19 protein-coding genes are annotated in these 21,516 nt (G+C 60.5%); 9 read left to right on the top strand and 10 right to left on the bottom strand.

The genetic code is table 11. The annotated features are described in order from the left end of the window. Positions 1–61: 61 nt before the first annotated feature. The 5 genes from carA to grpE all read right to left on the bottom strand — a co-directional run bounded on the left by carA (position 62) and on the right by grpE (position 6,295). Positions 62–1,198 (bottom strand): glutamine-hydrolyzing carbamoyl-phosphate synthase small subunit, encoded by a 1,137-nt coding sequence (carA, locus tag CKW29_RS10910; protein WP_095145065.1) that lies wholly within the window; start codon positions 1,196–1,198, stop codon positions 62–64. A 258-nt stretch (positions 1,199–1,456) separates the two neighbouring features. Then, positions 1,457–2,263: a 4-hydroxy-tetrahydrodipicolinate reductase gene (gene dapB, locus CKW29_RS10905; RefSeq protein ID WP_095081661.1), complete on the bottom strand. Its 807-nt coding sequence runs from the start codon at positions 2,261–2,263 to the stop codon at positions 1,457–1,459. Positions 2,264–2,273: 10 nt separating this feature from the next. Then, a complete protein-coding gene (dnaJ, locus tag CKW29_RS10900) occupies positions 2,274–3,398 on the bottom strand; it encodes a molecular chaperone DnaJ (RefSeq protein ID WP_095148453.1) in 1,125 nt (374 codons plus the stop codon). A gap of 311 nt (positions 3,399–3,709) precedes the next feature. Next, positions 3,710–5,626 carry a molecular chaperone DnaK gene (dnaK, locus tag CKW29_RS10895; protein WP_095145068.1) on the bottom strand — a complete coding sequence of 639 codons (1,917 nt, stop codon included), beginning with the start codon at positions 5,624–5,626 and terminating at the stop codon, positions 3,710–3,712. 102 nt (positions 5,627–5,728) lie between these two features. Then, positions 5,729–6,295: a nucleotide exchange factor GrpE gene (gene grpE, locus CKW29_RS10890; RefSeq protein ID WP_095081668.1), complete on the bottom strand. Its 567-nt coding sequence runs from the start codon at positions 6,293–6,295 to the stop codon at positions 5,729–5,731. A gap of 251 nt (positions 6,296–6,546) precedes the next feature. On the opposite strand from grpE, the gene recN reads away from it, so the two are divergent. Then, positions 6,547–8,220: a DNA repair protein RecN gene (gene recN, locus CKW29_RS10885; RefSeq protein WP_095145069.1), complete on the top strand. Its 1,674-nt coding sequence runs from the start codon at positions 6,547–6,549 to the stop codon at positions 8,218–8,220. Positions 8,221–8,294: 74 nt separating this feature from the next. Here the strand turns inward: recN and fur are convergent, their stop codons facing one another. Then, on the bottom strand, positions 8,295–8,699 hold the full coding sequence (fur, locus tag CKW29_RS10880; RefSeq protein WP_095081672.1) for a ferric iron uptake transcriptional regulator: 405 nt from the start codon (positions 8,697–8,699) through the stop codon (positions 8,295–8,297). A 97-nt stretch (positions 8,700–8,796) separates the two neighbouring features. Between fur and CKW29_RS10875 the strand changes: the two genes are divergently transcribed. Next, entirely contained in the window at positions 8,797–9,321 is a 525-nt protein-coding gene (locus CKW29_RS10875; RefSeq protein ID WP_095148452.1) for an outer membrane protein assembly factor BamE, read from the top strand. Positions 9,322–9,380: 59 nt separating this feature from the next. Here CKW29_RS10875 and CKW29_RS10870 read toward each other — a convergent pair whose 3' ends face one another. Genes CKW29_RS10870 through CKW29_RS10860 form a run of 3 tightly spaced genes read right to left on the bottom strand, consistent with a single transcriptional unit; the run spans position 9,381 to position 11,533 of the window. Continuing rightward, positions 9,381–9,695, bottom strand: coding sequence for an RnfH family protein (locus CKW29_RS10870; protein ID WP_095148451.1), 315 nt, complete (start codon positions 9,693–9,695; stop codon positions 9,381–9,383). Further along, positions 9,688–10,122, bottom strand: a complete 435-nt coding sequence (locus CKW29_RS10865) for a type II toxin-antitoxin system RatA family toxin (RefSeq protein WP_095148450.1) — start codon at positions 10,120–10,122, stop codon at positions 9,688–9,690. The genes CKW29_RS10870 and CKW29_RS10865 overlap by 8 nt, the downstream gene beginning before the upstream one ends. Before the next feature lie 7 nt (positions 10,123–10,129). Then, entirely contained in the window at positions 10,130–11,533 is a 1,404-nt protein-coding gene (locus tag CKW29_RS10860) for a sodium-dependent transporter (RefSeq protein WP_095148449.1), read from the bottom strand. A 118-nt stretch (positions 11,534–11,651) separates the two neighbouring features. Here CKW29_RS10860 and smpB point away from each other — a divergent pair, with 118 nt between their 5' ends. Continuing rightward, positions 11,652–12,134: an SsrA-binding protein SmpB gene (gene smpB / locus CKW29_RS10855; RefSeq protein WP_095081682.1), complete on the top strand. Its 483-nt coding sequence runs from the start codon at positions 11,652–11,654 to the stop codon at positions 12,132–12,134. Positions 12,135–12,206: 72 nt separating this feature from the next. Here the strand turns inward: smpB and CKW29_RS10850 are convergent, their stop codons facing one another. Beyond that, positions 12,207–12,974, bottom strand: coding sequence for an FCD domain-containing protein (locus CKW29_RS10850; protein WP_095148448.1), 768 nt, complete (start codon positions 12,972–12,974; stop codon positions 12,207–12,209). A 261-nt stretch (positions 12,975–13,235) separates the two neighbouring features. Here CKW29_RS10850 and CKW29_RS10845 point away from each other — a divergent pair, with 261 nt between their 5' ends. The 6 genes from CKW29_RS10845 (at position 13,236) to CKW29_RS10820 (ending at position 21,494) form a co-directional block, all read left to right on the top strand. Further along, entirely contained in the window at positions 13,236–14,930 is a 1,695-nt protein-coding gene (locus tag CKW29_RS10845; protein WP_095148447.1) for a lactate permease LctP family transporter, read from the top strand. 146 nt (positions 14,931–15,076) lie between these two features. Then, positions 15,077–15,901 (top strand): (Fe-S)-binding protein, encoded by an 825-nt coding sequence (locus CKW29_RS10840; RefSeq protein WP_095148446.1) that lies wholly within the window; start codon positions 15,077–15,079, stop codon positions 15,899–15,901. Then, a complete protein-coding gene (locus CKW29_RS10835; RefSeq protein WP_095148445.1) occupies positions 15,898–17,355 on the top strand; it encodes a LutB/LldF family L-lactate oxidation iron-sulfur protein in 1,458 nt (485 codons plus the stop codon). Before CKW29_RS10840 ends, CKW29_RS10835 begins: the two co-directional genes overlap by 4 nt. Beyond that, complete coding sequence (locus tag CKW29_RS10830; RefSeq protein ID WP_095081690.1) at positions 17,352–18,023, top strand: lactate utilization protein C; 672 nt, start codon at positions 17,352–17,354, stop codon at positions 18,021–18,023. Before CKW29_RS10835 ends, CKW29_RS10830 begins: the two co-directional genes overlap by 4 nt. Continuing rightward, positions 18,020–20,830, top strand: a complete 2,811-nt coding sequence (locus CKW29_RS10825; RefSeq protein WP_095148444.1) for an FAD-binding and (Fe-S)-binding domain-containing protein — start codon at positions 18,020–18,022, stop codon at positions 20,828–20,830. Before CKW29_RS10830 ends, CKW29_RS10825 begins: the two co-directional genes overlap by 4 nt. A gap of 388 nt (positions 20,831–21,218) precedes the next feature. Continuing rightward, positions 21,219–21,494: a hypothetical protein gene (locus tag CKW29_RS10820; protein WP_095148443.1), complete on the top strand. Its 276-nt coding sequence runs from the start codon at positions 21,219–21,221 to the stop codon at positions 21,492–21,494. The last annotated feature ends 22 nt before the right edge of the window (positions 21,495–21,516 follow it).

Raw genomic sequence — 21,516 nt, 5'->3', positions numbered from 1 at the left:
GACTTGAGGGGGCCGCCGGTGTCGGGACCACCCTCAAGCTTTGCTACATCAAGGCGAGCGATCAGCGTCGCTTGGCCATCTCGTTGATGAAGCGATCGAACAATGGCGCTACGTCGTTCGGGCCAGGGCTGGCTTCCGGGTGACCCTGGAAGCTGAAGGCGCTCTTGTCGGTACGCTCGATACCTTGCAGGGTGCCGTCGAACAGCGATTTGTGAATCGCGCGGACGTTGGCTGGCAGGGTCGCTTCGTCTACGGCAAAACCGTGGTTCTGGCTGGTGATCATCACCACACCGCTGTCCAGGTCCTGGACGGGGTGGTTGGCACCGTGGTGGCCGTGACCCATTTTCAGGGTCTTGGCGCCGGAGGCCAGGGCCAGCAACTGGTGACCCAGGCAGATGCCGAATACCGGAATCTCGGTCTCCAGCACGTCCTTGATCGCCTGGATCGCGTAGTCGCAAGGCTCCGGGTCACCCGGGCCGTTGGACAGGAACACGCCGTCCGGCTTGAGCGCCAGCACATCGGCGGCTGGCGTCTGGGCCGGCACCACGGTCACGCGGCAACCGCGCTCGACCAGCATGCGCAGGATGTTCACTTTGACGCCGTAGTCGTAGGCCACCACGTGGTACGGCAACTCGGAGGCTTCGATGGTCGCGTGGCTGTCGGTTTTCAGATCCCAGACAGTCGAACGCCACTCGTAGGTGTCCTTGGTGCTGACGACTTTCGCCAGGTCCATGCCTTTGAGGCCTGGGAAGCCTTGGGCAGCGGCGATGGCAGCTTCTTCGGAAATGTTGTCACCGGCCATGATGCAGCCGTTCTGCGCGCCTTTCTCACGCAGGATGCGCGTCAGGCGGCGGGTGTCGATACCGGCGATGGCCACAACGTTGTTGGCCTTCAGGTAGTCGGACAAGGACATCGTGTTACGCCAGTTGCTCGCCACCAGTGGCAGGTCACGGATGACCAGGCCAGCAGACCAGACGCGATTGGACTCGGCATCTTCCGGCGTGGTGCCGGTGTTGCCGATGTGCGGGTAAGTCAGGGTAACGATCTGTTGGGCGTAGGAAGGATCGGTAAGGATTTCCTGATAGCCGGTCATGGCGGTGTTAAACACCACCTCTCCAACGGTTTGACCGTCGGCTCCAATGGCTTCGCCGCGAAAAATGCTGCCATCAGCAAGGGCGAGTATGGCTGGCTTAGTCAAGAAGACCTCCCGTAAATAAAGCCTGAAGGGGCGATCGCAGGTTGCAAAAAAGCGGAGTGACGTATGGACACGTCACCCCGCTTCTTCACTGAATTATTCTGCGCGCTTTTAGTGGACACACTAAAGCTGTAGCTTACAGAAAAAGGCTTTTTTGGTCCACCGCTAATGAGCCTTAAAGGCAGGAGAATGCGACAGGACGTCGCGTAGCGGCTGAAACGGGGCCCGAAGCATGAGTTCGAACCCCGTCGGTGGCGCATCTTACCGCAAGTCGAGCACATCCTGCATGTCATAAAGACCCGGCTCGCGACCATCAAGCCACAACGCAGCACGCACCGCCCCCTTGGCAAAGGTCATGCGGCTGGACGCCTTGTGAGTGATCTCCAGTCGCTCACCCTCGCAAGCGAACAGCACCGTATGATCACCGACCACATCCCCACCACGAACCGTGGCGAAGCCTATGGTTTCACGCTCACGAACACCGGTATGACCTTCACGCCCATAGACCGCGACCTTCTGCAGGTCACGATCCAGCGCCTCGGCGATTACCTCGCCCATGCGCAGGGCCGTACCTGACGGCGCGTCGATCTTGTGCCGGTGATGGGCTTCGATGATTTCGATATCGGCATCATCGCCCAGCACCCGAGCCGCCATATCCAGCAACTTGAGCGACAGGTTCACACCGACACTGAAATTGGCCGCGAACACGATGGGAATGTCCTTGCCCGCCTCGGCCAGCAACTGCTTCTGAGCAGCGTCCAGCCCCGTCGTGCCGATGACCATGGCCTTGCCCGCCTTGCGGCAAAACGCCAGGTTTTTCAGCATGACTTCCGGGAGCGTGAAGTCGATCAACACATCGAACTCTTCAGCCACCGCTTCCAGATTGGCCGACAACGGCACACCGATTCGGCCCAGGGATGCCAGCTCGCCGGCGTCCACACCAATCAGCGTACTGCCCGGGCGCACGATTGCCGCCGTCAGGCCGGTGAGCGGCGCGCGCTGCTGCACCGCCTCCACCAGAATCTTGCCCATGCGCCCAGCAGCGCCCATCACAGCTATACGTCGCATACCGGATTCCTTACAGATCGCCGAAGAAACGCTTCACGCCTTCGAACCAACCCGTGGTCTTGGGTGAATGGCTGTTGTCATCCGCCAGGGAGCTGCGGAACTCGTCCAGCAGTTCACGCTGACGACGACTCAGGTTGACCGGTGTCTCGACGGCAACACGGCACATCAGGTCACCCGCACCACCACCACGAACCGGGGCAACGCCTTTGCCGCGCACGCGGAACTGCTTGCCGGTCTGCGTACCCTCAGGAATCTTCAGCTTGACCCGACCATCCAGGGTCGGAATTTCCAGCTCGCCACCCAGGGCCGCATCGACGAAGCTGATCGGCACTTCGCAGAACAGATGCTTGCCGTCGCGCTGGAAGATCGCGTGCTCGCGCACATTGATCACCACGTACAGGTCGCCTGTCGGCCCACCCTGAGTACCAGCCTCGCCTTCGCCCGAGAGACGGATGCGATCACCGGTATCCACGCCAGCCGGCACTTTCACCGACAGGGTCTTGTACTCTTCGACACGGCCTTCGCCGTTGCAAGAGTTGCACGGGTCGGCAATGATCTTGCCCTGCCCATGGCAGCGCGGGCAGGTCTGCTGCACCGAGAAGAAGCCTTGCTGCATACGCACCTGGCCGATACCGCCGCAGGTCGGGCAGGTCACGGGCGAGGAGCCCTTCTTGGCACCCGAACCGTCGCACGGCTTGCAGTTGACCAGTGTCGGCACACGGATATTCACGGTCGTGCCGCGTACAGCTTCTTCCAGGTTCAGCTCCAGGGTGTAGCGCAGGTCGCTGCCGCGCTGGGCACCGCCACGGGAACCGCCGCGACCACCGCCGAAGAAATCACTGAACACGTCACCGAAGATATCGGAGAAGTTCTGCCCGCCGAAGCCGGCACCGCCGCCACCCATGCTCGGGTCGACGCCAGCATGACCGTACTGGTCGTAGGCCGCGCGCTTGCTGGAGTCGGACAGCACCTCATAGGCCTCGTTGGCCTCTTTGAACATGTCTTCCGACGCTTTGTCGTCAGGATTACGGTCCGGGTGGTGCTTCATCGCCAAGCGGCGGTAGGCCTTTTTCAGGTCTGCCTCGCTCGTGCCACGCTCAACACCCAACACTTCGTAATAGTCACGCTTTGCCATAATTCTTTGCACTCTTAAGGACGTCCGGCAAACCCCTCCTGAGCCTTGCCAAACTCGTTGAGCCCCAATACAGGCCCGGACCCAACTCACGTCAATTCAACGATCCTGGTCTTTGATTGCCGCCGGAAATCCGGCTTGCAGATGCGGTATTCATGAGCCGGAAAGCAGGAGCATCCCCGGTCGCACCGCCGAACGCTGTCGCATGCTGTAAAAATTCGTCTACTCCAGACACGCCAACGCGGGAGCAAGCTCCCGCGCGGCGACATCCTACCAGTCACCGCACAAAGGCAGTCAACCGGCCGACCAACAACTTACTTGTGGTCTTTGACTTCTTCGAACTCAGCGTCGACAACGTCGTCAGCCTTTTCAGCCGATTCGCCCTGCTGTGCCGCGCCTTCAGCTGGCTGAGCCTGTTCGGCGTACATCTTCTGCGCCACTGGAGCGGAGACTTTCGACAGCTCTTCAACCTTGGCTTCGATAGCGGCCTTGTCGTCGCCTTTAACAGCGGCTTCCAGGGCAACCACTGCGGCTTCGATTGCAGTCTTCTCTTCAGCAGTCACTTTGTCGCCAGCGTCCGCAACCATTTTGCGCGTCGAGTGAACCAGCGCGTCGCCCTGGTTGCGAGCCGTTGCCAGCTCTTCGAACTTGCGGTCTTCGTCGGCGTTGGTTTCAGCATCACGAATCATCTGCTGAATTTCTTCCTCGGACAGACCGGAGTTAGCCTTGATCACGATCGACTGAGTCTTGCCGGTGGCCTTGTCCTTGGCGCCTACGTGCAGGATGCCGTTGGCGTCGATGTCGAAGGTCACTTCAATTTGTGGCACGCCACGTGGTGCTGGTGGAATCTCGGCCAGGTCGAACTTGCCCAGGGACTTGTTCTGAGCAGCTTGCTTACGCTCGCCTTGCAGCACGTGGATGGTTACAGCGCCCTGGTTGTCGTCGGCAGTCGAGAAGACTTGCGATTTCTTGGTAGGAATCGTGGTGTTTTTCTCGATCAGCGCAGTCATCACGCCACCCATGGTTTCGATACCCAGGGTCAGCGGGCTGACGTCGAGCAGCAGCACGTCTTTCACGTCACCGGCCAGTACCGCACCCTGGATGGCAGCACCCATGGCAACCGCTTCGTCCGGGTTCACGTCTTTACGGGCTTCTTTACCAAAGAAGTCGGTAACAGCCTTCTGAACCAGTGGCATACGGGTTTGACCGCCGACCAGGATCACGTCGTCGATCTTGCCAACGTCGATACCCGAGTCTTTCAGAGCGATGCGGCAAGGCTCGATGGTGCGTTGAACCAGGTCTTCCACCAGCGCTTCCAGCTTGGCGCGGGAGATTTTCACGTTCAAGTGCTTAGGACCGGTCGCGTCTGCAGTGATGTACGGCAGGTTGACGTCGGTCTGCAGGCTCGAAGACAGCTCGATCTTGGCTTTTTCAGCGGCTTCTTTCAGGCGCTGCATGGCCAGCGGGTCACCCTTGAGGTTCATGCCGCTTTCTTTCTTGAATTCGTCAACGAGGTAGTCGATCAGACGAATGTCGAAGTCTTCACCGCCCAGGAACGTGTCACCGTTGGTCGCCAACACTTCAAACTGGTGCTCGCCATCCACTTCGGCGATTTCGATAACCGAAACGTCGAAAGTACCGCCACCCAGGTCATAAACGATCACGGTGTGATCGCCCTTGGCCTTGTCCATGCCGTAAGCCAGCGCAGCGGCGGTTGGTTCGTTGATGATACGTTTTACGTCCAGGCCAGCAATACGGCCGGCGTCCTTGGTCGCCTGACGCTGGCTGTCGTTGAAGTAAGCCGGAACGGTAATGACCGCTTCAGTCACGGCTTCACCGAGGTAGTCTTCGGCGGTTTTCTTCATTTTCTTGAGGATTTCAGCCGAGATCTGTGGCGGCGACATTTTCTGGCCGTTCACTTCAACCCAGGCGTCGGCGTTGTCAGCCTTGACGATCTTGTAAGGGACCATCTGAATGTCTTTCTGTACCACTTCTTCGTCGAAGCGACGACCGATCAGACGCTTCACCGCGTACAGGGTGTTATGCGGATTGGTCACGGCTTGACGCTTGGCCGACTGGCCAACCAGGATTTCGCCATCGTTGGCGTACGCGATGATCGACGGCGTGGTACGCGCGCCTTCGGCGTTCTCGATAACTTTTACGTTGCCGTTTTCAAGAATGGAGACGCAGGAGTTGGTAGTCCCCAGGTCGATACCGATAATTTTGCCCATGTTCACTCTCCCGAAACTTTGGATTTGGTTGCCGCAGCAGTGGTGGCTAACTGCGGTAGCACTTAAACGCTTGACTTATAAATGGGGGCCTTGCGGCGGATTTCAAGCCTGCTCGTCAATCGACGGCGCAACCGGCGCCGGGGCCTTGCTGACCACGACCATGGCCGGGCGCAACAGGCGACCGTTGAGCACGTAACCCTTCTGGAACACCTTCAGCACGCTGTTGGGTTCCATGTCGGCGCTTTCCTGCATAGCCATCGCCTGGTGATGCTCGGCGTTGAACGGCTCACCCTCAGGATCGACCGCTTCCAGGTGATAACGCTTCAGGGTGTCCTGGAACATTTTCAGGGTCAGCTCGATCCCTTCGCGCATCGGACGAATGCTTTCGTCATCCGGGTTGGACAGTTCGAGGCCGCGCTCCAGGCTGTCGATGATCGGCAGCAGGTCGCCAGCGAACTTTTCCAGCGCGAACTTGTGAGCCTTCTCTACATCCTGCTCGGCGCGACGGCGGACGTTCTGCAGATCAGCCGCAACACGCAAAGCCTGATCCTGAGCGCCGGCCAGTTGCTCTTCGAGCACTTGCACACGAGCCACCAGGTCTTCACCCGATGTTTCGGGAGCCTGATTGGCGTCTAGATTTTGCGTATCCAGCGTCTGTTCGTCAGCCATAGATTTCTCCTTTCAAAATCGTGCGCGAACTCGACTCGCGCTTCTGCCCCGGTATATGGGGTCGCAATTTGCAGGTTCAAGGGCCTGCCTTGCACCAGGCAGCATTCCCCGCACAAAAACTGCCGACGGGTCATTACACCGGGTTTTAAAAAAAACCTGGTACCAAGCAAATCGAGCTAAACACGGGCATTGTCAGGCACAAATAAAACACTGTATAAATAACCAGACTTTTTAGCCTGGGAGCGGCCTCTATGCTGGTGCACCTGTCCGTACATAACTACGCCATCGTTGAACACCTCGACCTGGAACTGGATCGCGGGATGAGCGTGATCACCGGGGAAACCGGCGCCGGCAAGTCGATCATGCTCGACGCCCTGGGCCTGACCCTGGGTGATCGCGCCGACAGCGGCGTGGTTCGTCCCGGCGCGGACAAGGCAGACATCCTGGCCACCTTCGACCTGGCCGATATTCCGGAAGCCAGCGCCTGGCTGGCCGAGCGCGACCTCGACACCGACGGCCCGTGCATCCTGCGCCGGGTGATCACCGCTGAAGGTCGCTCGCGCGGCTACATCAACGGCAGCCCCTGCCCCCTTGGCGACCTCAAGGCCCTCGGCGAACTGCTGATCGACATTCACAGCCAGCACGAACACCAGTCGCTGCTGAAAACCGACACCCACCGCCGGCTGCTGGACGAGTACGCGGGGGCGACGGATCTTGCCCGCCAGGTGCAGCTTGCGGCCCAGCGCTGGCGCCAGACCCGCCAGGAACTGGAGCGCCTCTCCAACTCCGGCGACGAGCAACGCGCCCGCCACCAACTGCTCAGTTATCAACTCGAAGAGCTGGAAAACCTCGGCCTGGGCGAGAACGAACTGGAGCAGCTTGAGCAAGAGCATAAAAACCTGACCAACGCCGAAACCCTGCTCGGCATTTGCCGACAGGTGGTCGAACAGTGCAGCGAGAGTGATTCGGGCAACGTACTGAATGCCCTGACGGCCAGCCTCAATCGCCTGACCAGCGTGAACAACTCGGTGGGCGCATTGGGCGAAGCCACCAACCTGCTCACCAGCGCACAAATCCAGGTAGAAGAAGCGGTCGGCGAACTGAACCGCTTCCTCGACAACTTCGATGCCGACCCGGCGCGCCTCCAGCAACTCGAAGAGCGACTGGACACCATCTACACCCTGGCGCGCAAACATCGAATCCAGCCCACCGAAGTCGCCGAGCTTGCACAGCGACTGATGGACGAGATCGAGACCCTCAATGCCAACGACGAGTCCATCGAGCGCCTGAGCGAAGAGCTGGGGGCATACGCCCGGCACTATCATGAAAAGGCCCGGGAACTGAGCGATCTGCGCCACCAGGCCTCGAGTAGCCTGGCCCATGCCGTTGAACAGGAAATCCAGCGCCTGGGCATGCCGGGTGGCCGCTTCACCATCGAGCTACGGCCCAACACCAGCACCGAACTGCTGCCCAACGGCCTGGAACAGGTCGAACTGCTGGTCAGCGCCAACCCCGGGCAACCCCTCAAGGCCCTGGCCAAGGTAGCCTCGGGCGGTGAGCTATCGCGCATCAGCCTGGCCATCCAGGTGATCACGGCGCAAACATCACGCATACCGACCCTGGTGTTCGACGAAGTGGACGTGGGCATTGGCGGCCCTACCGCGGAAATTGTCGGCCAACTCCTGCGCCGCCTCGGGGACCGCGGGCAAGTCCTGACCGTCACCCACCTGCCGCAAGTAGCCTCGCAAGGGCATCAGCACCTGTTTGTCCACAAGGTTCGCGGCGACGAAGCCACGCACACCGCCGTGTCCAGGCTGAGCAAGAATGAGCGAATCGAAGAAGTGGCCCGGATGCTGGGCGGCATCGACCTGACCAAGGAATCCCTGGCCCACGCCAGGAAAATGGTCGTGACCGCCAAGAACTAACTCCGCCAGACAGCACGAAGGCGACCCTTGGGTCGCCTTCGTTCGTTTCGCAGGCCAGAACCTGCGCGACATGCTTACTTTTTAGTGCGTACGTACAACACCAAGTTGTGATCCACCAAATCAAAGCCGTGCTTCTCGACGATCGCCTTCTGAAGCTTTTCGATTTCTTCGTCGAAGAATTCGATCACTTCACCGGACTCCACGTTGACCATATGGTCGTGGTGGCCGCCATCCGCCAACTCGAAGACCGCGTGGCCGCCGTCGAAATTGTGACGGACCACAAGACCAGCGGCTTCGAATTGGGTCAGTACACGGTAAACCGTGGCCAAACCGACATCTTCACCAGCTTCCATCAGTGCCTTGTAGACATCTTCGGCACTCATGTGACGCTGCTCGGTGGAGTCAAGCATTTGCAGAATCTTGACCCGTGGCAGGGTCACTTTGAGGCCTGCTTTGCGTAGTTCGCTATTTTCAACCATGGTCAGCTTTCTCGCGATGCTGCTTCGCAGCTTCTCTTAATGCGGGTATGATCGGCGTTTACGTTGTCCCAGCCAAGATAGTGGAAGTCGCCCACCGATGCAAAACACCAAGCTCTTGCTAACCAGTTTCACCTTCGTGGGACTGCTCGCACTCGCCGGTTGTTCATTCCCCGGGGTTTACAAAATCGACATCCAGCAGGGCAATGTCGTCACGCAGGACATGATAGACCAGTTACGCCCGGGAATGACCCGTCGGCAAGTACGGTTTATCATGGGCAACCCTCTGCTGACCGACACGTTCCATGCCGATCGCTGGGATTACCTGTACAGCTTGCAGCCTGGCGGCGGTGAACGCCAACAGGAACGCGTCAGCGTTATCTTCAACTCGAACGATCAACTGGTCAGCCTGTCGGGCGACTTCATGCCGGGCGTAAGCCGTGACGAGGCCTTGATGGGTAAGGACAGCGGCACTACCGTGGCCGCCCCTGTTGAAAATGTCGAACAGCCCAAGCCTGAGAAACCGGTCAAGCCGGGATCGCTGCTGGATCAGATCCAGAAGGACGTCGACGGTGTAGAAACCGTTCCGGTCCCGACACCAGAACCCCTGGACACCACGCAGTAATTCAGCGCACAAGAAAAAGCCCGGCATGTCCGGGCTTTTTCTTGCCTGTCGCCAGGCGCCTACTTTTCCTGGGCCCGGGCCTGAGCTGCCTTCGCGGCACGCAGTCGACGCACCTCCTTGGGGTCAGCCAGCAACGGCCGGTAAATCTCGAGCCGGTCCCCCGCCCGAACCTGCTGGCTATCCGGATCCGCAACGACCTTGCCAAAGATCCCGACAGGACAGCTCGCCAGATCCAGCCCGGGGAATTGCTCGGCGATCCCCGACTGCAACAGGGTCGCCCGCACCGTTGTACCCGACGCAACCCGGGTGGTGAGCAGCACCTGGCGATCGACAGCGGCATACACCACTTCGACGCTGATCAAAGACTCAGCCATGCAATTGCTTGGCCCGCTGACAGAACGCATCGACCAAGGTGTTGGCCGCCTGATTGAACAACGGCCCCAAGGTGGCCCGAACAATCGGGCCGGCATAGTCGAAGGTCAGGTCCAGACTGATCTTGCACGCCTTGTCGCCCAGCGGCTTGAACACCCAGACGCCATGCAACTGGGTAAACGGCCCTTCTTCGAGATTCATCTCGATCGAATGCCCCGGCACCAGCGTATTGCGTGTCACGAAGTGCTGGCTCAACCCGCCCTTGGCCACCCCCACGCTGGCGCGCATGTGCTCGGCAGAGCTTTCGATGACCTTGGCCTCGGAACACCAGGGCAGGAACTCCGGATAACGCGCCACGTCGTTGACCAGGTCATACAGCGCTTGTGCCGGATACGGCAACAGGGCCGAACGTTGAATATGAGTCGTCATGTCAGCGTCACTTCCACAGCTGGGCGGCAAATACGATAAGAATGCCGATGGGCGCTACATAGCGCATCAAGAACAAGGTCAACGCGAACAAGGCTGGACTGCGGATCGACAGCTCGTCGCGTACCGCACCCCGCCCCATCACCCAACCGGCGAACACCACAAAGCACAAACCACCGAGCGGCAACATGATCCGCGAGGTGAAGAAATCGATGACACCAAAGAAGTCCAGGCCGCCTTGCGCCCCCCACTGGTAGAAGTGGAACCCGCCGCCTTCGCTCACGAAAAACTTGGCCTGTTTCCAGATATTGAAGGAAAACACAGTACCCAGGCCAACAAACCAGCAACTGAAGGCCAGCCAGAAGGTGACCCAGCCCCGACGGACCTTGGTCCGTTCAACCAGATAGGCCACCATCGGCTCCAGCAAGGAAATGGCCGAACTCCAGGCCGCAATGGCCACCAGCACGAAAAACACCACGCCCATGATCTGGCCGAACGCCACGTTGCCAAAGGCAAATGGCAGGCTGACGAACATCAGCCCTGGCCCTTCGCTCGGGTTCAAGCCGCCTGCAAACACAATCGGAAACAATGCCAGCCCCGCCAGCAGCGAGACAAAGGTATCCAGCAAGGCGACACCGACAACGGTGCCGGAAATCGACGAATGCTTGGGCATGTAGGCCCCATAGATCATGATCGACCCGACACCCACGCTCAGGGAAAAGAACGCATGCCCCATGGCGGGCAACAGGCCATCGAGCACCTTCGAGGCATCGAAGTCGAACATGAAATGCACGCCTTCCATGAAGTGCCCGGTGGTCATGCTGTAGCCCAGCAGCACCAGCAGCATCACGAACAGCAGCGGCATCATGATCCGCAAGCTGCGCTCAAGCCCCGCCACCACCCCCTTGGCGATGATCGCGGCCGATAGCAGCATGAACAGCGTGTGCCACAGCGTCAGGCGCCAGGGGTCGGAAATCACTCCGGCAAAGTAGGCGCCGACCTGATCGGCCGTCACCCCCTGGAAATCACCACGCCCCATGCTGATGATGTAGTCGAACGACCAACCACCCACCACACTGTAGAAAGACAGGATCAGCAACGCCGTGATCATCCCGGCGAACGCACCCCAGGACCACTTCGCCGAGTGCCCCGCCTCGAGCGCCAGCACTTTCAAGGCATTGGCCGGACTTTGGCGGGCGCGACGGCCGATCAGGGTTTCGGCCAGCATCACCGGTATGCCGATCAGCGCAATGCACGCCAGAAACACCAGCACGAACGCGCCGCCACCATAGACGCCGACCATGTAAGGGAATTTCCAGATACTACCCAGCCCCACGGCTGAACCGGTCGCAGCGAGTATGAAAACCCAACGGCTAGCCCAACTGCCGTGGACTGAAACCTTGTCTGACGACATTGTTGACACGCCCAACCGATCAAAAAAGAGGGCGCATTGTCCGGGATTCACTCAATGCGCTCAAGCATGCAGGTTCACCGTAGCCGACTCGCGTGCAACTCCCTATAATGCCGCCCCTATGGCTAAACAGAAGAAACACCCAACAGGGACCATCGCGCAGAATAAGAAAGCGCGACACGACTACTTCATCGAACAGCGGTTCGAGGCTGGCATGGTCCTGGCCGGCTGGGAAGTAAAGAGTCTGCGTGCAGGCAAGGCACAACTGGTCGACAGTTATGTGCTGCTCAAGGATGGCGAGGCCTGGCTGCTCGGCAGTCATATCACCCCGCTGACCACCGCCAGCACCCACGTCATTGCCGATCCGACACGTTCGCGCAAACTGCTACTCAACCAGCGCGAGCTGGAGAAGCTGTTTGCCGCCGTGCAGCAGAAGGGTTACGCCTGCGTCTGTACGTCGTTGTATTGGAGCAAGCACTTGATCAAGTGCGAGATCGCTCTGGGCAAGGGCAAGAAGGAGTACGACAAGCGTGATACCGAGCGCGAGCGCGACTCCAACCGCGAGTTGCAACGCGCGGTGCGCAACAAGGGCAAGGAAGACTAGCTCTCCTCCCCGGCGCGACTTTGTGGCGAGGGAGCTTGCTCCCGTCGCCACAATCGCTTCTGTCGACCCAATCTACATCCCCTTGCGCCGTTCGGCCCGGGCCACGCGCTGCACTTCCTGACGCACTTCTTCGAGCACTTCCTGCACATACAGAATGTGCCGGCTGGAGACTTCCCGCGCCTGTTCCGCCCGCCCCTCGATAATCGCCTGATACAGGTCCCGATGCTGGCCGATCAGCATGTCACGGGTTTCCGTGCGCTGCCTGTACATGCCGCCAATGTTCGTCACCACGTTACGCTTGAGCAGATCGAACAGCCCGCGAATGGTATGCAGCAACACCGCGTTATGGCTGGCCTCGGCAATCGCCAGGTGGAACTGCGCATCCGCCGCGCCCTCTTCCGCACGGCTCACCTCTTCATGGCGCGCATAACAGTCCTGCAACCGCTCAAATGCCGCCGTCAACCGCTCGCGATCGACCTCGGTCGCCCGTAGCGCCGCGTAGTAGGCGCATGACGCCTCCAGGGTATGACGAAATTCCAGCAAGTCGCGCTGGGCATCGGGGTTGCTCTCCAGCAGATGCAACAGCGGATCGCTGAAGGTCGAGCCAAGGGATTCAACCACGTAATTACCACCACCCTGGCGGCTGACCAGTAATCCCTTAGCCGTCAGCTTCTGGATGGCCTCGCGCAAAGAAGGGCGTGAAACACCGAATTGCTCGGCCAGGGCGCGCTCTGCCGGAAGCCGCTCACCGGACTTCAGCGTGCCCTCCAGGATCATTCCCTCAAGCTGCTCGACAATATCGTCAGACAAACGGCGCTGACGAATCTGATCAAACCCCATAACTCACTCTCCACGATCCCGACGGTTCGCCGGGCTCTCTATTCTGGCCTATTGACGCCGTGCCAGCACCTACCAGAACGCCCTTGATCGAGCAGATCAGATCAGCCCTGCCGCGCTTATTCGACAAAAGTTTTAGGGCGGCAAATTGACACACCGCCCACAAGGCTTTTAACCTAGCCCACAGCGATTGTAAATTGGTCTTACCAATTACCCAAGAACGCTGATCAGTGCCTGACCAACAACAATTAGGGGCCACCCCATATGCAAACCTGGCAACAGCTCTACAGCCCGCTCGGCAGCCTCGGCTTGTCCGCGCTCGCGGCCGTTATCCCCATCGTGTTTTTCTTCCTGGCTCTGGCCGTGTTCCGCCTCAAAGGACACGTGGCCGGGAGCATCACCCTGGCCTTGTCGATTCTGGTGGCGATCCTTGCCTTCCAGATGCCGGTCGACATGGCCTTCGCCGCGGCGGGCTATGGATTTGCCTACGGACTGTGGCCGATTGCCTGGATCATCGTGGCAGCGGTGTTCCTCTACAAACTGACGGTCAAGAGTGGCCAGTTCGAGGTGATCCGCAGCTCGGTGCTGTCGATTACTGACGACCAGCGCCTGCAAGTGCTGCTGATCGGCTTTTGTTTTGGTGCGTTCCTGGAAGGTGCCGCCGGCTTCGGCGCGCCGGTCGCCATCACCGCCGCCCTGCTGGTGGGCCTTGGGTTCAACCCGCTGTATGCGGCGGGCCTGTGCCTGATCGCCAACACTGCGCCAGTGGCCTTCGGCGCCCTGGGGATCCCGATCATCGTCGCCGGCCAGGTCACGGGCATCGACGCGTTCAAGATCGGCGCCATGACCGGCCGCCAGCTGCCGTTGCTGTCGCTGTTCGTGCCCTTCTGGCTGGTGTTCATGATGGACGGCCTGCGTGGCGTGCGTGAAACATGGCCTGCGGCGCTGGTCGCCGGCCTGAGCTTTGCCATCACTCAGTACTTCACCTCGAACTTCATCGGCCCGGAACTGCCGGACATCACCTCCGCCCTGGCCAGCCTGGTTTCCCTGACCCTGTTCCTCAAAGTCTGGCAGCCAAAACGTACGGCGGGCGCGCAGATCGCCGGTGCGACCTCGAGCGTAGCGGTCACTGCCAGCGTCGGCGGTTTTGGCCAGAAGCGCACCACCGTTGCGTCGCCGTACAGCCTGGGCGAAATCATCAAGGCCTGGTCGCCGTTCCTGATCCTCACCGTACTGGTCACCATCTGGACCCTGAAACCGTTCAAGGCGATGTTTGCCGCAGGCGGTTCGATGTACGGCTGGGTGTTCAACTTCGCCATCCCGCACCTGGATCAAATGGTGATCAAGGTCGCCCCTATCGTGATGGCTCCGACCGCCATTCCGGCCGTGTTCAAGCTGGACCCGATTTCGGCGACCGGCACAGCGATTTTCTTCTCCGCACTGATTTCGATGTGGGTCCTGAAGATCCACCTCAAAACTGGTCTGACCACTTTGAAGGAAACCTTCGTTGAACTGCGCTGGCCGATTCTGTCGATCGGCATGGTGCTGGCGTTCGCCTTCGTCACCAACTACTCGGGCATGTCGTCGACCATGGCCCTGGTATTGGCGGGCACCGGTGCGGCCTTCCCGTTCTTCTCGCCGTTCCTCGGCTGGCTGGGCGTGTTCCTGACAGGCTCGGACACGTCGTCCAACGCCCTGTTCAGTTCGCTGCAAGCCACCACCGCGCACCAGATCGGCGTCAACGACACCCTGCTGGTGGCGGCCAATACCAGCGGTGGCGTAACCGGTAAAATGATCTCGCCGCAATCGATCGCCGTGGCCTGCGCCGCGACCGGCCTGGTAGGCAAGGAGTCGGACCTGTTCCGCTTCACCCTCAAGCACAGCCTATTCTTTGCAACCATTGTCGGCCTGATCACCCTGGCCCAGGCCTACTGGTTCACTGGCATGTTGGTGCACTAAGCGCTACAGGTAACACGGAAAAAACCGACGCCGGGCCTTGAACCCGGCGTCTGCGACTCACAACCCGGTCTGCAAGGTTGCTGAAAGCTTTGCGCTTTACAGTCAGCAGCCTCAGCGGACGGATAACCGGCCGAGAGACACGCCTGATGAGCGAGCTTTTTTACAACGCTGTGCCGAACGCGACCCGTGTCGCCCCGCCACTGCCAGAACCGCGCCAGTACCCCAGCGTAAAACCGCAGCAGGTCTACCTGTTCGGCACCTGTGTGGTCGACCTGTTTTATCCCGAGGCCGGGATGGATGCGATTCACCTGCTCGAACGCGAAGGCATTCGAGTGGAGTACCCGCAAGGGCAAAGCTGCTGCGGACAGCCGGCCTACACCTCGGGTTACACCGAACAGGCCCGGACCGTGGCGCGCTCGCAACTGGCGCTGTTTGCCGGAGATTATCCGGTGGTGGTGCCGTCGGGCTCCTGCGCCGGCATGCTGCGCGAACATTACGCCGACTTGTTCAAGGACGAGCCGGACACCTTGAAGCAGGTCCAGGCCCTGGCGGCACGGACCTATGAGCTGGCCGAATTCCTGCTGTTCGTCTGCAAGGTGCAGCTCAAGGACAGCGGCGAACCGGTCAAGGTCGCCCTGCACACCTCGTGCTCGGCACGCCGCGAGATGAACACCCACCTGCACGGCCGCGCGTTGTTGGCGCAACTGGGCAATGTGGAACGGGTCGACCACAGCCATGAAAGCGAATGCTGTGGCTTTGGTGGGACTTTCAGCGTCCGTATGCCAGACATTTCTGGAGCGATGGTCGCTGACAAGACCCGCGCACTGAAGGAATCCGGTGCACACCAGGTGCTGAGCGCGGACTGTGGCTGTTTGATGAACATCAACGGTGCACTGGAAAAACAGCAGGAAGCGTTGCGCGGCCAACATCTGGCCAGCTTCCTCTGGCGGCGTACGGGAGGTGCTGCATGAGCACTTCCACACTGATTCCGACGGTTGCCGTCGAAGAAGATTTTCGCGCCCGGGCTCACAAGGCCCTGGGCGACCAGCAACTGCGTAACAACTTTCGCAGTGCGATGGATTCACTGATGGCCAAGCGGGCAACGTCCTTCAGCGATGCCCATGAAAGAGAACACCTGCGCGTCCTGGGCAATGCCGTCCGGGCCCGCGCGCTCTCCAAGTTGCCCGACCTGCTCGAGCAACTGGAACAGAACCTGACCCGCAACGGTGTGACAGTGCACTGGGCGGAAACGGTGGACGAGGCCAATGGCATCGTCCTCTCGATCATCCGCGCTCACGAGGCGCGGCAAGTGATCAAGGGCAAATCGATGGTCAGCGAAGAAATGGAGATGAACCATGTCCTCGCTGAACAGGGCATTGAATGCCTGGAATCGGACATGGGCGAGTTCATCGTCCAGCTCGACCACGAGAAGCCTTCACACATCATTATGCCGGCGATCCACAAGAATGCCGGTCAGGTCGCGTCCTTGTTCCACGACAAACTTGGCGTGGAGTACACCAAGGACGTTGACCAACTCATCCAGATCGGTCGCAAAGTCTTGCGGCAGAAATTCTTCGAGGCCGACATCGGCGTCTCCGGCGTCAACTTCGCCGTGGCCGAGACCGGCACCCTGCTGTTGGTGGAAAACGAAGGCAACGGTCGCATGTCGACCACCGTGCCGCCCGTGCATATCGCCGTCACCGGGATCGAGAAAGTCGTCGAAAACCTGCGCGATGTCGTGCCGTTGCTGTCGCTGCTGACCCGCTCGGCCCTCGGCCAGCCGATCACCACCTACGTCAACATGATCTCCGGCCCGCGCAAGGCCCATGAACTCGACGGCCCGCAAGAAGTGCACCTGGTGCTGCTGGACAACGGCCGCAGCCAGGCCTTTGCCGACAGCGAATTGCGCCAGACCCTGAACTGCATCCGCTGCGGCGCCTGCATGAACCATTGCCCGGTCTACACCCGCATCGGTGGCCACGCCTATGGCGAGGTCTATCCCGGCCCGATCGGCAAGATCATCACCCCGCACATGGTCGGCCTGGCGAAAGTCCCGGACCACCCGAGCGCATCGTCCTTGTGCGGCGCCTGCGGTGAAGTCTGTCCGGTCAAGATTCCGATCCCGGCCCTGCTGCGGCGCCTGCGCGAAGAAAACGTCAAGGCTCCCGACAGCCCGCATCAAGTCATGCGTGGCCAGGGCAGCAAGTACTCGCGCAAGGAGCGTTTCATCTGGAACGCCTGGGCCAGACTCAACAGCTCGCCGACCCTGTATCGCCTGTTCGGCTTCTTCGCCACGCGCCTGCGCGCCCTCACGCCCAATAACCTCGGCCCCTGGACGCAAAACCACAGTGCGCCAAAACCCGCCGCCCGCTCACTGCACGACATGGCCCGCGAGCATCTGGGCAAACAGGGAGATCGCCGATGAGCGCCAAGCAGAACATCCTCGCCAAGCTGCGCAACAGCCTGACCGGCACCACACCGGTGGCGGACAACTTCGACGAAGCGCTGGTGACCGAGCCCTACACCTACACCGCCGAACAACGCATCCCGCAGCTGCGCAAGCTGATGGAAGCGGTGCACACCGAAATCCACCTGACGTCTGGCGAAGGCTGGCCCGAGTTGCTCGCGCACTTGTTGCGCGAGCGCCAATTGCCGAGCCTGTTGATCGCCCCAACCACCCCCCATGGGCAACGAATCACGCAACATTGGGCGAACCATCCCGACCTGCCGACGCTAAAAGCCTACGACCGTCCGGTGGACGAGTGGAAAGCCGAGCTGTTCAACGACACCCCGGCCAGCCTGACCACCACCCTCGGTGCCATCGCTGCTACCGGCAGCCTGATCCTCTGGCCGACCCGCGAAGAACCACGTCTGATGAGCCTGGTGCCACCGGTGCATTTCGCCCTGCTCAAGGCCAGTGAAATTCGCGACAATTTCTATCAGGTACAGTGCGAGTTCAACTGGGCCCAAGGCATGCCGACCAACGCCCTGCTGGTGTCCGGCCCATCGAAAACCGCGGACATCGAACAAGTCCTGGCCTATGGCGCCCACGGCCCGAAAGACCTGGTGGTGCTGATCCTGGAGGACCAATGACCCTACCGGCGGCTTTCCTGCGCGATGCGCAGCAACTGATCCCCCGGGAGCGGCGCTTCGATGACCCGCTCTCGACCCTGGCCTTTGGCACCGACGCCAGCTTCTATCGGCTGATCCCGAAGCTGGTGATCCGCGTCGAGTCCGAAGACGAAGTGGTTGCCCTGCTGAAACTGGCCCAGCGCGATCAGGTCCCGGTGACGTTCCGCGCGGCCGGCACCAGCCTCTCCGGGCAAGCCATCAGCGACTCGGTGTTGATCGTTCTCGGCGATAACTGGAACGGTCGGGAAATCCGTGGCCAGGGCACGCAGATCCGTCTGCAACCTGGGGTCATCGGCGCCCAGGCCAACGCCTGGCTGGCACCGTTCGGACGCAAGATCGGCCCGGACCCGGCCTCGATCAACGCCTGCAAAATCGGCGGTATCGTCGCCAACAACGCCAGCGGCATGTGCTGCGGCACCGCGCAAAACACCTACCACACCCTGGCCGGTATTCGCCTGGTGTTGGCCGATGGCAGCCGCCTGGACACTGAAGATGCCGCCAGCGTCGCGGCCTTTCGCGACAGCCACGCCGAACTGCTGGAGCGTCTGGCCACCCTGGGCCGCGAGACCCGGGCCAATGCCACACTCGCCGCGAAGATCCGCCACAAATACCGCCTGAAAAACACCACCGGCCTGTCGCTCAATGCCCTGGTGGATTACGACGAGCCTGTGGATATCTTGAGCCACCTGCTGGTGGGTTCCGAAGGCACCCTGGGCTTTATCAGCGCGGTGACCTACGACACGGTGATCGACCACCCGAACAAAGCCTCGGCGCTGATTGTCTTCCCCGATGTGGAAACCTGCTGCAACGCGGTGACCGTGCTGAAACACCAGCCGGTGTCGGCAGTGGAGCTTCTGGATCGCCGCAGCCTGCGCTCGGTGCAGGACAAACCCGGCATGCCGGCCTTCGTCCAGCAACTGTCGGCCAACGCCTGCGCGCTGTTGATCGAGTCTCGCGCCGCGTCCTCCTCACTGCTGCAGGAGCAACTGGCGCAGATCATGTCTTCACTGGCCACGTTCCCGGTGGAGAAACAGGTCGACTTCACCGAAGACCCCGCGGAAAATGCCAGGCTCTGGGCGATTCGCAAGGACACCTTCCCCGCCGTCGGCGCCGTGCGCAAGACCGGCACCACGGTGATCATCGAAGACGTCACCTTCCCCGTGGAGCAACTGGCGATCGGCGTGAACCGCTTGATCGCGCTATTCGACAAGCACCGCTACGACGAAGCGATCCTGTTCGGCCACGCCCTGGAAGGCAATCTGCACTTCGTCTTCACCCAAGGCTTCAACAGCCCGGAAGAAGTCGTACGTTATCAAGCGTTCATGGACGACGTGGCGCAATTGGTCGCGGTGGAGTTTGGCGGTTCGCTGAAAGCCGAACACGGCACCGGCCGCAACATGGCGCCCTTCGTCGAGCTGGAATGGGGCAGCGATGCCTATCAGCTGATGTGGCAACTCAAGCGTCTGCTCGACCCCAACGGCATCCTCAACCCGGACGTGGTCTTGAGCGAGGACCCGCAGATTCACCTCAAACACCTCAAGCCCTTGCCGGCTGCCGACGAGATTGTGGACAAGTGCATCGAGTGCGGCTTCTGCGAACCAGTCTGCCCGTCCAAGGGACTGACCCTGAGCCCGCGCCAACGTATCGTGATCTGGCGGGACATCCAGGCGAAGAAACGCGCCGGCATTGACACCTCGGAACTGGAAGCGGCCTATCAATACCAGGGCCTCGACACCTGTGCCGCCACAGGCCTGTGCGCCCAGCGCTGCCCCGTGGGCATCAACACCGGCGAACTGGTGAAAAAACTGCGCGGCCGCACCGCTACCCATCAGAAAACCGCGACCTTGCTCGAAGAAAACTTCGCCACGGCACTGCAAGGCGCCCGCCTGACCCTGCATGTGGCCAACGGTGCACGAAAGCTATTGGGCGCACCTCGACTGGCAAAGGTCTCGGCCGCGTTGAGCAAGCTGTCCAACGGCAACATCCCCCAGTGGACCAACGCCATGCCCCAACCGGAGCGGGCCATCCGCTTCAGTCCGGCGCTCGACGATGCGCGTCCGCGCGTGGTGTACCTGGCGGCCTGCGTGTCGCGGGTCATGGGCCCGGCAGCCGCCGACACCGAGCAAATGTCGCTGCACGACAAGACCCGTGGCCTGCTGGAAAAGGCCGGCTATCAGGTGGTATTTCCAGACAACCTGGACAACCTCTGCTGCGGCCAGCCATTCGCCTCCAAAGGCTACGCCGAACAGGCCGAACACAAGCGCCAGGAACTGATTGGCGCCTTGCTGCACGCCAGTCGCGGCGGGCTCGATCCGATCTATTGCGACACCAGCCCCTGCACCTTGCGCCTGGTGCAAGACTTGGGTGAGACACGCCTGGACCTCTACGACCCGGTGCGCTTCATTCGCACCCATTTGATGGATCGACTGGAGTTCACGCCCCAGGAAGCACCGATCGCCGTGCATGTGACGTGCAGCACCCAGCACCTGGGCGAAAGCCAGGCGTTGATCGACCTGGCCCGACGTTGCAGTAAAAACGTGGTGATCCCGGAAGGCATTCACTGCTGCGGATTTGCCGGTGACAAGGGCTTCACCACACCGGAGTTGAACGCTCACTCACTGCGCACCCTCAAGGACGCCGTGCAGTACTGCAGCGAAGGCATCTCCACCAGCCGCACCTGTGAAATCGGCCTCAGCCAGCATGGAGGGATCGACTATCACGGGCTGGTCTACCTGGTGGACCGCGTGACACAGGCGCGCTCGCGGTAAGCGATCCGCAATAAAAGAAAGGGCCGCTCGGCCCAATGCCAGTCAGTTAAGCGAGCGCCGACCTTTGTAGGAGCGAGCGTGCTCGCGATGGACGTTAACGATAGCGCGTGTTTTCTGATTAAACGCGCTGCTCTTGAGTTCATCGCGAGCACGCTCGCTCCTACACACTCGACCTCATCTCCTTAACTGATCGGCATTGGCCGCTCGGCCCTTTCTTCATTGTCCCTGGCGACATTCCCCACAAGCCGCATTCGCGTTGCAAAAAATTACCGATTTCCTGCGTGCGGCTATAGTCATTTAACTAAGTCCCCTGAACGGGCTTATAACCCCCTCGGCAAACCGCCACCTCGAGCGGTCGCACCGAGCCCTCATGCACAAGGAGATACCCATGAAGCACACTGCAATTGCTGGAATGTTCATCACCGCGGCACTGTTGGCGTCGCCGGTTTTTGCCGCGGATAAAGATCTTTGTGAAAGCAATATCAAACTGATTCAGCAGGCACTGGATTCTGATCCCGCAGTGTCAGAGAACGCCGTGGACAACGTAAAAGCATCTTTGGACAAAGCAAAAGCAGCCCAGACCGCCGGTGACCACAAGGAATGCATCGGAATCACTCAAGGTGTGCTGACAAAAATCCAGACCCGCAGCCCTGACAAGGGCTGACGTACGGCCAGGCCAACCTTCG

It is taken from the genome of Pseudomonas sp. Irchel s3a18 (assembly GCF_900187535.1).
GTDB lineage: Bacteria > Pseudomonadota > Gammaproteobacteria > Pseudomonadales > Pseudomonadaceae > Aquipseudomonas.
The sequence above is the reverse complement of the archived record's forward strand: the minus strand, read 5'-3'. Positions and strand labels throughout refer to the sequence as shown.